Raw genomic sequence first — 11537 nt, forward strand, 5'->3', positions numbered from 1 at the left:
TTAGAAAAGAGTTTTCAGATCAACTGTTGCAAAATATTTTCGATAAGCAGAGGTTTCATTGAGTATGCCTTTCAGCGCAATGAATAATTCCGCTTGCAGATAGGGATTTTTTTCCTGCTTTATGACGGATAAACTAATTATATCTTCTTCAATGCGTACCGAGAGCTGCCCCCCTGCAGCGAGCCATTCCAGGCCGATTTGCACGGCAGCTTCACGGGATGCCATCGCTATGACCAGTTTTTTAAGCGTGGTTTTTCCTTCGTAATTATTAAGCGTATATTTGCACAAGCCCGCAAGACGGCTTAAAAAGTCATCGGGTTTTTCTTCAGCGGGCGGAATTGCGAATACAGATATTATTTTTGGCTTGACGATCTCCAATGCCTTTCTCAATTCCACTGGCGATGGGGGCGTTGTGTAGATGGCGAATTCATCAGAAGGATACAACTCAAAACGGGATTTTCCTTTCGATCTTTCCGCGCCTTCTGCCCAAACTAATGTCGATGGTCGAACGTCAAAAGTCGAAGACTGCAAACGGAAATCTTTAATTTCAGCTTTTGCTTTCCTGATCTCGACAGGTTTTTCCTCGGTAATTCTGAATTCCTCAAATTGCAGCGTAACCTGTTTTTGTCCGCGATAACTGCTGGCGCGCAGGGAATAGGCAATATCAAATTTGCTGTCGGATTCTGGTAATTCTTCGCCCGCGCCGCCCCACCAAAGAATACTTTGTGTATTCCCGCCTTGATCTATTATATTCAAACGGCGATGTTCCTTGGTTTTGCCAATGGTTGAGACAGACTTCATCATCACATCCCGCGAAGCGAAAATCAACGATGGATTGCCAGCCCCGAACGGCGCGAGCGTTTCCAATGCTTCAGCGAGCGAAATATTGATTTCACCTAAACCAAGCCAGGCGTCGATCTGAAGCGTGGGTTCTTCGCGTACGACTTCGCCAAGCTGCTTTTCGATCGCTCTGCCAAGTCCCTTTCGGAATTCGGTTAATTTATCTGCATCAAAAGCCATGCCTGCCGCCATGGGATGTCCGCCGAATCCATGCAGGATTTCTTTTTGCGTGGCTATGGCTTCGGTAATGTGCAGTCCCTCGATCGAACGCGCTGATCCGCGCATGATCCCATCTTCGGATTCGTTCAAGAGGATGGCGGGCTTGTGGTAGCGGTCAACGAGTTTGTTGGCGACAATTCCCACCACACCGCCGGGCCAGTCGTGATGAGAAAGCACGATGGCTGGCTCGGTCAACAGGTCAGGGTTTGCTCGAAGCTGCGCTTCTGCCGCTTCGTAAACCTGGGATGTTAATAATCTTCGTTGCGCGTTCAGCCCTTCGATTTGTGCTGCGAGCACTCGTGCTCTGGCCGGGTCATTTGTAATGAGTAATTCCACCGCCGGGTTTGCATCTCCCAAACGGCCAAGTGCATTTAGGCGCGGCGCAAATGTAAAACCGATGGTTTCTTCAGTCAGCGTTTCCAGTTTGGTTCCCGATAATTCGGCGATAACCTTCAAGCCGAGTCGATTCGTCTCTCGAATTTTTTGAATCCCTTTTTGCGCGAGTGAACGTGTCTCGCCTTTGAGCAATGCCACATCTGCGATGAGTCCGAGGGCGACGAGGTCCAGCAAATCCTCTGGGCGCAGACCGTTGACCGTAGACCGTGTTTTATCATCCAACAACGCTTCTGCCAATTTATACGCGACACCCACGCCGGCTAAATTTGAAAGCAAATGGTCTTTGGGTAACATTTTTGGATTAATGATGGCGACTGCGTTTGGAAGTGTTTCGCCCAGATCGTGATGATCGGTAATGATCACATCCACGCCGCGTGAGTTGGCGTACTCGACCGCTTCGTGCGCGGTGATGCCTGTGTCGCAGGTCACAATTAATTTTGCGCCATGATCGATAATAGGCATGAGTGAATCAACATGAACGCCGTGACTTTCTTTTCCACGGATCGGGATGTAATAAATTACATCCGCGCCAATTGCCCGCAATGCCTGAACCAATAACGCTGTGGAGGTTTGACCGTCCACGTCGAAGTCGCCCCAAACGCAGATCGTCTCGTTTTTGCGTATCGCCAGATTGACGCGCTCTGTTGCTGATTTAATATTTGGGAATGATGCGGATGGAGTCGCTTCGGGATGCAAAAACGCATCGATTTCTTCGGGTGAGCTGATTCCGCGTCGGAGCAGAGTCTGCTCGACAAGCGGGTGCAGTCCCAGAGTCGAGAATGAGGCGGGAACAGTTACTGCTTGAGGCTCAAGCCAGCGCGTCATGATCGTCCTTTGGCTTGATTGGAAGACGAATGGTTGCAGTTGTTCCTTCGTTTTCAATGCTGTAAATTTTCAGGCTGCCGCCCAGGCTTTGCATGATCTCACTGACAATGTAAAGGCCGATGCCTGTGCCCTGGATCTCCATTTGAGCCGCATTTTTAGCGCGATAGAAACGGGTGGCGATGTGGGGGAGGTCTTGTTCGGGGATTCCCATTCCTTGATCTGTCACTTCGACGAAAATCGACTCTCCGGCCTGATGTGCGCTGACCACGATCTGTCCATGTGGATGGGAGTATTTTATGGCATTGGAGAGCAGGTTTAACAGAACCTGAATTAGAGACTGGCGGTCTGTCAGAATTTCGGGCAGTGTTTCTTCCGGGGTTTTCAGTTGAATGGCGATCTTGCGCGCATCAGCTTGTGGTTTCACGCTTGAAATGGCCTCTTCAATGACCGCCATGATATTCGCAGGCGAGAGAAAGACCTCAAATTTCTTATTCTCGATCCGGCCAAGCAAAAATATCGTTCAGTAGCAGGCGTTGACGATTGAGCTGCTGTTTCAGTGTGGTCAGGAATTGTTGTTTATCCTCTTCTGGCGGAGTTCCCAGCAGTTCCGCCATCAGAATGGCGGTGGTAAGCGGTACGAAGTTCATGCGAAGCACGGTTAATGAAATCGCTTTTCATTTGTTCGAGGCGGGCGCGTTGGCTGATGTTTGTGATGACCGCGATACTCCCCGCAAACTTTCCGTCTTGAAATCGTGGAACGGAGGAAATAAGCACATGTACCTCATTTCCATCACTGGCAAGCAATCGCAATTCGTATGACGAGGATTTTCCGCTTTTTCGGAGATTTTCTTCCTCCGAATTTTTTTCGAAATCATCCGGATGGGTGACATCTTTTGGGGATCGCCCGATAATTTGGTCGGGCGTCAGTCCAAGCAGACCTGCGTATGCGGGGTTGACGTATTCAAAACGTTGCTCAGCATTTGAAATGGTCAAGCCTTCCCGCAAACTTTCCATCACCAAAAGGGCGAAATCACGTTCGGTCTTTAGCTTTTTCGACTATCCTGCAGGAAGTGATCAGGTAGTTATACGTTTGAGCGAGTGTGTTGATCTCATCTTCGCTTCCGAAGGAGCTTTTGATCATGATGGCTGATGGAAGGCTGCCTTGCAAGTGACGCGCAATTCCTACTTCCACCTCATGCAGGCGGTCAATGATGATCGATTTCACGGTCAGGTAATAACCGAAGAAAAAAAGCAGGGAGATCGCTACAGCCAGCAATGTCACGATTATAAATAATCGCTGTGTCAGGGCGATGGTGGGGGTGATGTCAATTTCGACCCATAATGTGCCGATCACATCCTGATATTCATTGGTGTAGATCTGGCCGTGTAATGGGGTCACGAATATTACATGTCCTTCAACGATTTGGCTGACCTTCCTGTGCTGAACGATCGACTCGTTGATCATTGGCGAAGTAAAGGAGAGCGGCTGCCCGATCAATTTGTAATTTGTGTGCGCCAGGACATTATTCTGCGTGTCTATAACGATGATCTGGATGACATCTTCCAGCAAGGATGATTTTTCAACCAGCCGTTGCATGGAGAAGAAGTCGTTCTCTGCGGCCATGATCTCCACGGCATACTCGAACTCATTGGATAGCACCTCGGCACGGGCTTTCGCCCCTGGCAAATACTGGCCGTGGTTGCCGAGTAGAAAATTAACAGAGTCAATAGCAGCCCTGCCAGGCTAAGCGCCATATGAGAGTTAACTTGATCTTTATTGAGCGCATCTGGTCTTATTCGCTTAATTCTTTAATGAAGCGCGGCACAAGCAGCTGATTGAGGTCCGGTAATACAGAGATGATGCCCTGATCGAAAAGGAATTGAGCGATCGCTTTGGCCTGATCATAGGCGCGGCTTGTTGTGCCAGCTTGATCGCCAAAAAGCTCCGCGTTGGCCTTCAGGTCGAGATATCGGAGCCCCTTGCTTGTGATTCAAATTCCGCGGCGCTGATGCCTTCGGTCTGTCCCATGCGCAGATAGGCATCCTGGGTATTCACTTAATGTAATCCACCGCGTCGAAATATGCCGCGACCACTTTTTGCACATCTTCAGGGCGTTCGGCTAGTACCGCAGCGTCAAAGGCCATGGTTGTAACAATGGTTTCCGGATATTCGCGGCTGGTGATCAGCACTCGCCGCCCGTCGTTTCCACGGTGCGGGTAAGGTAGGGCTCCCAGGTTACGCCCGCGTCAATTTTTCCTTCAAGCATGGCCTCTTGGATTTCCCAGGTGGGGATGCTGACAATCGTGATATCGTCTGCGGTTAACTCGCAGCTTCCAGTATTTTTAGCAGGGAAAAAATGTCCTACGGTTCCAGTCTCGACCCCTATTCTGGTCCCGGGTAAATCAGCCAATGACTCGATCCCCGGGCGCGCCACCAGCCCGTCGCTGCCGAAAGAGTAGTCGGTTAAGAGAATGACGCGCACATTTCTGCCTTCAGATGAAGAACGGATGGCATCATCCAATGTCTGCATACCCGCGTCCACTTTCCCATCGATTAAGGCTTCAATGGAATCACTATAAACTGAGAAGCGTAAGATTTTTACTTCGACCCCATGTTTTTGAAATAGCCAAGTTGGTCGGCAAGGTCCAACGGTTCAGCGCCGCCCAGGTTGAAATGGCGATACGGATCGGTTTTTTTCTTGTTGGATCACGCATGCAGTTCCTGATTGCGCAAGAATAAGTATGATGATCGTCAGAAGGATTGCGCGGCGGATTTTATGCATGTACGGTTCATGGAATTAAAACATTTCAAGCGGGCGCCGGGCCAGGATCATTTGAGTGCAGCACCCATGCTCGGTGGGTAATATGGTGACATCTCCATCCAGCGCGCGCGACGATGCGGGCAATCGTCAACCAACTCCCAAGCCCCCATATTCCCCGGGCGAGTCCCTGGCTGACCTGATAATAACGCTTAAATACTTTCTCGTGCAGTTCAACGGGAATGACAGGCCCGTAATTTGTGACGGTGAGGATACAACCGCTATCGCCGTTTGGAGACAGGTCTACCAGGATCGGCGTCGCGGGCGGGGAAAATTTCATGCTGTTGTCTATGATGTGAGCACATGCCAGCCTGAATTCGCGGCGCGGAGCGTGGATGGTCAGCCCCTCGGCGATGTTTATATTCACCCGCAGGTCTTTCTCTTTATATTGATCCTGCAGCAAGGCGATCGGCAGCGTAAAGTCGTTCTTGATATCGACCTTTTGGCGAAAATTTATTTTATTTCCCATGTCATAGTTGCTGAGAAAGGTCAGGTCATCGATCAATGTATATAAGCGATGAGATCTTGACAGGGCGGTTTCTACAAAATATTTCAACTCGTTGGGGTCATCATATTTATCGCGCAAAGCCATGTCCAGCGACATGAGGATCTGCATCATGGGGGTGCGCAGTTCGTGTGAGAAATTGTGAGTGACCTCGGATTGGATACGTTCGATCTGACGGTTAATTTCTTCCGTCGCGCCTTGATGGCTTTTATCCTGCCGTCGAAAGACGGCCTGGATCTGAGCCACGAGTTCACGCGGCTCGAAAGGTTTCCGTGATGTAATCGTCGGCCCCGTCATCTAAACCTTTTAATTTATCATCCAGCGAAGCGCGGGCCGATAGGAAGAGGAATGGGATGTTATGGGTTCGCGGATTGGAGGAGATTGCCTCCCTGACTTTAAAGCCATCCATCTGTGGCATCATAATATCGCAAACAATGAGATCAGGCAGGGATTCTTCAGCCATTTTTATTGCGTCTGTGCTCTTTCACAAGCGGCTACGTTATACCCATTACGTTCCAGAAAGGTCTTCAGCCCAAGCAGCATGGGTTTATCATCGTCGATAAGCAGGATGGTTTGAGTCTTCAGTAAAGTGTTTGAGTCCATTTTTAATTTCTCATTTGTTCCAAGGCCGCTATGAATATTAATAAGGCGGGATCATTGTGGGATTCGACAGGCTTTTTGATGAGCGTGATTATAATCGCGCGAATGAATTGACATATTGCAGACATATGTTAATTCCATGTTTGCTTTGAGGAACATTGATAAGTATGAAATGAACGTGACAAAAACAGGGCTCTGATACGAGGCCCTGTTTTTGCTGAATTACCCGGTTAATTCTAAAATTATTAGAGCGGTTCAAACCTCGCGGTGAAATGTCTCAGCAGTTCAGGCGCGTACGTGAATTTATATCCGCGGACGGATGCGGCGCGTGATTTTATTTTCGCCGCGCAATCAGCGACATAGTCCAGGTGACTTTGGGTGTAGGTGCGGCGCGGGATGGCGAGACGCAAAAGCTCGAGCTTGGGATAGATCATTTTGCCAGAATCAGGGTCGGGGTAGGCAAACATGACCGAGCCGATCTCAACCCCACGAATTGCCCCTTCCCGGTATAGTTCGACGCACAGCGCCTGCCCGGGAAATTCTGCTTGTGGGATGTGCGGCAGGACAGACGCCGCATCCAAATACACGGCATGTCCACCCGCAGGTTGAATTGTTGGGATCCCCGCGTCGTTGAGGCGCGCCGCGAGATACGCGGTTTGCGAGAGACGATACGCCAGATACGCTTCATCCAGCCCTTCAAGGCTGCAAACCAACCGCCATCGCTTCGAGGGGTCGCGGCCTGCGGAGTCCGCCACCGTAGGTGCGGGAAAGCCTTCGCGCAGGATCAATTCATTTTGACATTCGAAACAGCGCCTCGTCGTTCACGCACAGCAGCCCGCCGATGTTGACGATGGCATCCTTCTTACGGCGCTCATGGTTCATGCCGTCAGCCAGAGCGTACATCTCAGCGCGCAATATCGATCACGGGTTTGTTCTCGTAGCCCTTCCACGTAATTTGAATGAAGCTAGGCGTTCTCGGCATAGCGGGCGGGACAATGAAGAACGGGATCTTGGATTCGCGATAGACAGCGGCGACCGCTTTGAGATTTTCCATCAACGAAACGGGCTGACCGCCGCCCGCGTTGTTGGTGACTGTCATCATCCCGAACGGGATTTTTCTCCCCGACCTTTTGAATGAAGGCTCGCAGTTTTGCAATATCCACGTTGCCTTTGAATGGACAGGATTGTTAATATCGAAGGCTTTTCGATCACCAGGTTGGTCGGGCGTCCGCCGCGCGCGCGGATATTGGCATCGGTGGTGTCGAAATGCATGTTGCTTGGCACATACATCCCAGGCTTCACCAAACACGAATAAAATATTCTCGGCGCGTCCCTGATGGGTTGGGACAAAAACTTGAATCCAAAATATCCTCGACTGCTGCTTTCCACGACGAAGTGAGCGTGCGCCTGCATACGACTCGTCACCGCGCATGATGGCTGCCCATTGCTCGGAACTCATCGCGCCTGTGCCAGAGTTCGGTCACGTCATCGAAAATATTCGGCTTTCATCGAGAATAGGTTATAGCTGGCCTCTTTCAGCGCGGGACTCGCGTTCGGCAGGTGAGACGAGGCGAATGGATTCAATTACTTTGATCTGGAAAAGGTTCGGGGGTAGGGATGTGTCATTTGGTCTCCTGTGATGGAGTATGCGTCAAATTTTGGGTAGCGAGCCTGACGCGCACCGCGCATCATTCGGTTCCAATGACAGGATAATTCTACAACGAAAGATACTTCCTGTTGCGTAATAAATGTCACAAAACCAGGAGCGTGCTGAAGGACAAGCTCTTGGTTACCTACTGTAAAATTTTATAAACTGGAAAGATGGTGGGCTTATTTTTACCGGGGGTTTGTTCTGATGAACCCCTTCTTTTCGAAAACGACCACGGTTTCGTCCTGCGCCCTTTGCCAGATAGAGGGCTTCATCAGCTTGTTTGAGTAATTCCTCGATGTCTGTCATTTCATCAATAATTTCATTCCAGCTATTCCATGGAGATCGTCAATGAAAATGGAATGGCCCCCCGATCTGTAGTATGGAATCTTCGGGCATCTTGCGCAGTCGTTCAGCGGAGTGCTGTGCATCCCGCGCTGGTTGTTTCCAGGCAGCAGGGCGATGAATTCCTCGCCGCCATAACGCGCGAGAACACCCGAACCGCGGGCCTGCCGGTGGAAGATTTCCGCCACATGGATCAAAGCTGGTCGCCGATCTGGTGCCCGGAAGGTATCGTTCACCTTCTTGAACAGGTCAATGTCAAAGATCAGGATCGAGAGCGGATGCTTGTAACGAATCGCATTCTTAAATTTCAGATCCGCCGGGTGGAAGCGACGGCGGTTGAACAACCCGTCAGCGGATCTACCTGGCCAGTAATTCGGCTTCCTGTTGAGCGCGCTTGCGTTCGAGCACTTCCCGGCAAGCTGTCATTCACCTCCGGTAAGTTCGCGTGCGTTCCGTAACTATTTGCCAAGCTCCGCGCGCATGTTCGAGGGTTTGGGTTAATTCTTTGGTGAGTGTCAATGCTTTCCGCTGCTGCTCATGAAGGCGGATTGAGCGTTGATGGTTTCCTGTTTGGTATAAGTAAATTGGTCCGCCAGGGCGATCGATTGGAAGGCGGGCAATATAAACACTGCTGAACAGGACCATTTGATCGGGGATCAATTTTGTGGATCGTGAAAAACCCCATACTTTCCAGGGTTGAAATAAAAGTTACGAAAGGAAGAAAGATCGTCCACGGATCAGGTAGAAGCGTGCCGCTTTATATCCGTTGAGCCAGGCGTGTATTGCGAGTGAGAGCACAAAAATAAAAGTTAACAAAATAAGAGGAAAGACAATGTCCAGCACTTTTGCCCCAATGAAGGGCGTGGGCAGTATGAAAAGAATTATCAGGGTTAATGATATTTGATATGCGGTCCGCCATCCCCTGGATTGTTTTGTAATTTGTAAGAATGAACCGGCGAAAAGAAGAAGGCCCATCATTGCAAATTCGATGGAAAGGGGAACGATAAATGTATTGATCAAGGTCTGTTCGGGCCATAAATAATGTGAAGCGTAGCCCTGCCCAACCCCGAGGTAGAAGATCATGGCGATCAGGAAGCATGAGTAATATAGAAAACCCCTATCCCAAAGCATGAAGGAAATGAATAAGTTGTAAATGAACATGATGGTCAACGCGCCGAAAGCAAGCCCCACGAGCGTATGAACATTATGTTTGCGCCTGCCCAAAGTGTCGGCTTCCCAAATCCTAAGCGGCAGGTCCAGCACCTTGCTCATGTCGCGTGTAAATGAGTTGCTCAGACCCTGATTCGATCGGAAGATTAAAGATAAATGCCTCATCCTGAATATCGCGTGTGGCAAAGGGATATACAAAACCAGTCTTTTTTTCAGTGTATTGAGTGCCTGTTTTTTCGGGAAGGTAAAGAATGATCGTATTAACCGTTGGCCGTGCCAGTTCCAGCCGCCATCTTGCGGCGGTTGGGGCATTATTGCGGATGCGCAGTCGAAGCCAATAAACAGAATCGGTCGTTCCAAAATTCAAGATATCCTGCTTCCCCCTGCTGAATTTTGAGTCGTATTGTGCGGAGCGGACCTGCTCGAAGGTGAGCTCTCCTTTTGGGTCTTCGAGATATTCGAGGTGTGTCCCCAATAGATATTCCTGTTTTTGGGAGGTTAGGATCAGAACAGGCTGACCATTTTCTGCCGCTGATGCAGAGCGGACCATGTAAAATGCAAGAATTGCTGCGCTTGCAATAAAAAACAGATTCAAGAGCAGGGATTTGCTCCCTTTTTGCTTCTCAAATAAGCTTGAACCTGAATATTGCATTTGTCCTCGTTGGATGGGGATTTCAGTCTAATATTTCAATTTTACATCGAAACAGTAGACCATTATGTACCAAATGTCACAAGAAAAGAATTACGTTTTCAACGTTCAGGCGCATCCAAATTCAGTTGCAGGCATTCAAACCTTAATTCACCCTTAACATGCCGGCAATATGTGGTTAACCATCCACTTTTATACTCTCGTTATCAATCACAAAGCGAGAGAATTCAGTGCGTATAATTTACGTATTCCTGATCATTGTGCAGTTCGTGGCCGCAAGTTTGTTTCATCAGCATGAGCGGGCGGGTATTTGAAATATCTTCTTTTATCAGACCCGTTGAAGTAGCTGTATTGTTCTTCCTCCTTAGCAAGCCCGCCTTCCAAGGCGGGCGATTTTTTTAACAAAATATGGAAAATCTTTCTTCGCGGGGTATAATCGAAAAAATTAATCTCACAGCCTCAATAACAGCTCGTCAAAATTCAGCCAAAGGATAAGCATGTGACAACTCTTTCTTTGCAACAGACGTACACGGGTCAGATATTTGCTGGAGTAAGCTTCCTTTAACGCGGGGAAATTCTATGCCGACAAAACATTCTCGGCGGCGACATGACGGGCAAGGCAGTCATCCTGTTCATACATCAGGGTGGAAAAAATTACCGCATCACTTTGCTCGAACAGGTGTTTGCTACGAACGAAGACGAACTCTGCCGACCTCACTAAGCGTGTCCGCAGCCGCGCTACTATCCCTGCTACGACCAATCCAGACGAAATTGCTGAGTTGAGAAAGACCCTGACCGTAGCTTAGCGGCATCTTTCTCGCGGAAGTTCTGCTGTCGTTCAGCAAATGGATTTGGATCTTGCGGATAAAAACTCGAGGGCACCGATATGAAAGTTTACTGCTCGCCTGGCACGATGATGCGGATGAAGCGGACGCTGATCATTCGCACCAGCCGACGCGTGATGCTGGTCGTGAAGGGTTGCGACTCAGCTGATGATCATCACGAAATGGTCACCGGGCTGGAGCAACCGCACTCCTGGGACACGCACCGTGAAGAGGACGAGAGTTTCCGCTTGGCAGTCAGGTATAGCGATGACCTGTCAGCTTGCTGATCCGCGCAATGCCATCTTCAACATCCATGTGCCGCATAAATCCTAAATTGACAGCGCCTGAGTTGGACAAGGACATGCGTCCCGTGCTGGCGGGCAATTCCATGAAGCCTGTTGGTTCCACAGCGCGCTGCGTGAGTCGATCGAAAAGGTTCAGCCTGCTCGGTCTGCACGGACATATCCACGAGGGCCGCGGCACTTCCCCGCATCGGCAAGACACTTTGCATCAATCCAGGCTCGATGTATGAGCAGGGAACTTTGCTGGGCGCGATCGTGAAATTAGAAAGAACAAGATCGAGAATTCTACGTTTTGACAATATTAAACGCAGGAAGCCAAATCCTGTTTAAAACTTAGCCAAGAGGAGAGAGTTATGAGCAACTTGTTTGTCCGTAAGGCGACTGGTCTGGTACGG

Annotated in this window: 14 protein-coding genes and 1 pseudogene; 1 reads left to right on the forward strand and 14 read right to left on the reverse strand. The window is 49.5% G+C overall.

Going from position 1 to position 11537, the window contains the following annotated elements:
- The 11 genes and pseudogenes from recJ to IPL17_RS14860 form a co-directional block, all read right to left on the reverse strand.
- Complete coding sequence (gene recJ, locus IPL17_RS14810) at positions 1 to 2280, reverse strand: single-stranded-DNA-specific exonuclease RecJ (RefSeq protein WP_345307854.1); 2280 nt, start codon at positions 2278 to 2280, stop codon at positions 1 to 3.
- On the reverse strand, positions 2264 to 2791 hold the full coding sequence (locus IPL17_RS14815; RefSeq protein ID WP_345307855.1) for a sensor histidine kinase: 528 nt from the start codon (positions 2789 to 2791) through the stop codon (positions 2264 to 2266). The genes recJ and IPL17_RS14815 overlap by 17 nt, the downstream gene beginning before the upstream one ends.
- Before the next feature lie 65 nt (positions 2792 to 2856).
- Positions 2857 to 3294, reverse strand: coding sequence for a PAS domain S-box protein (locus tag IPL17_RS14820; RefSeq protein ID WP_345307856.1), 438 nt, complete (start codon positions 3292 to 3294; stop codon positions 2857 to 2859).
- 16 nt (positions 3295 to 3310) lie between these two features.
- The gene (locus tag IPL17_RS14825; protein ID WP_345307857.1) at positions 3311 to 3967 is read right to left on the reverse strand and encodes a hypothetical protein; all 657 of its coding nucleotides are present in this window, start codon (positions 3965 to 3967) and stop codon (positions 3311 to 3313) included.
- A 365-nt stretch (positions 3968 to 4332) separates the two neighbouring features.
- Entirely contained in the window at positions 4333 to 4470 is a 138-nt protein-coding gene (locus IPL17_RS14830) for a hypothetical protein (RefSeq protein ID WP_345307858.1), read from the reverse strand.
- Positions 4464 to 4892, reverse strand: a pseudogene (locus IPL17_RS14835) (ABC transporter substrate-binding protein); the annotation flags it as partial. The gene IPL17_RS14830 and the pseudogene IPL17_RS14835, both read right to left, overlap by 7 nt.
- Before the next feature lie 196 nt (positions 4893 to 5088).
- A complete protein-coding gene (locus tag IPL17_RS14840) occupies positions 5089 to 5901 on the reverse strand; it encodes a histidine kinase dimerization/phospho-acceptor domain-containing protein (RefSeq protein WP_345307859.1) in 813 nt (270 codons plus the stop codon).
- The gene (locus IPL17_RS14845; protein ID WP_345307860.1) at positions 5855 to 6067 is read right to left on the reverse strand and encodes a response regulator; all 213 of its coding nucleotides are present in this window, start codon (positions 6065 to 6067) and stop codon (positions 5855 to 5857) included. The genes IPL17_RS14840 and IPL17_RS14845 overlap by 47 nt, the downstream gene beginning before the upstream one ends.
- Positions 6068 to 6069: 2 nt before the next feature.
- On the reverse strand, positions 6070 to 6207 hold the full coding sequence (locus tag IPL17_RS14850; RefSeq protein WP_345307861.1) for a hypothetical protein: 138 nt from the start codon (positions 6205 to 6207) through the stop codon (positions 6070 to 6072).
- Between the two features lie 242 nt (positions 6208 to 6449).
- A complete protein-coding gene (locus IPL17_RS14855) occupies positions 6450 to 6992 on the reverse strand; it encodes a beta-eliminating lyase-related protein (RefSeq protein ID WP_345307862.1) in 543 nt (180 codons plus the stop codon).
- Positions 6993 to 7108: 116 nt separating this feature from the next.
- Positions 7109 to 7663, reverse strand: coding sequence for a beta-eliminating lyase-related protein (locus IPL17_RS14860; RefSeq protein ID WP_345307863.1), 555 nt, complete (start codon positions 7661 to 7663; stop codon positions 7109 to 7111).
- Positions 7664 to 8214: 551 nt separating this feature from the next.
- Here IPL17_RS14860 and IPL17_RS14865 point away from each other — a divergent pair.
- The gene (locus IPL17_RS14865; protein WP_345307864.1) at positions 8215 to 8655 is read left to right on the forward strand and encodes a hypothetical protein; all 441 of its coding nucleotides are present in this window, start codon (positions 8215 to 8217) and stop codon (positions 8653 to 8655) included.
- A 250-nt stretch (positions 8656 to 8905) separates the two neighbouring features.
- Here IPL17_RS14865 and IPL17_RS14870 read toward each other — a convergent pair whose 3' ends face one another.
- The 3 genes from IPL17_RS14870 to IPL17_RS14880 form a co-directional block, all read right to left on the reverse strand.
- Positions 8906 to 9469 carry a 7TM-DISM domain-containing protein gene (locus tag IPL17_RS14870; protein ID WP_345307865.1) on the reverse strand — a complete coding sequence of 188 codons (564 nt, stop codon included), beginning with the start codon at positions 9467 to 9469 and terminating at the stop codon, positions 8906 to 8908.
- A complete protein-coding gene (locus IPL17_RS14875; protein ID WP_345307866.1) occupies positions 9441 to 9962 on the reverse strand; it encodes a 7TM-DISM domain-containing protein in 522 nt (173 codons plus the stop codon). Before IPL17_RS14875 ends, IPL17_RS14870 begins: the two co-directional genes overlap by 29 nt.
- Before the next feature lie 1133 nt (positions 9963 to 11095).
- Positions 11096 to 11248, reverse strand: coding sequence for a hypothetical protein (locus tag IPL17_RS14880; protein WP_345307867.1), 153 nt, complete (start codon positions 11246 to 11248; stop codon positions 11096 to 11098).
- Between the last annotated feature and the right edge of the window lie 289 nt (positions 11249 to 11537).

The sequence above is a fragment of the Candidatus Villigracilis saccharophilus genome, assembly GCF_016711665.1.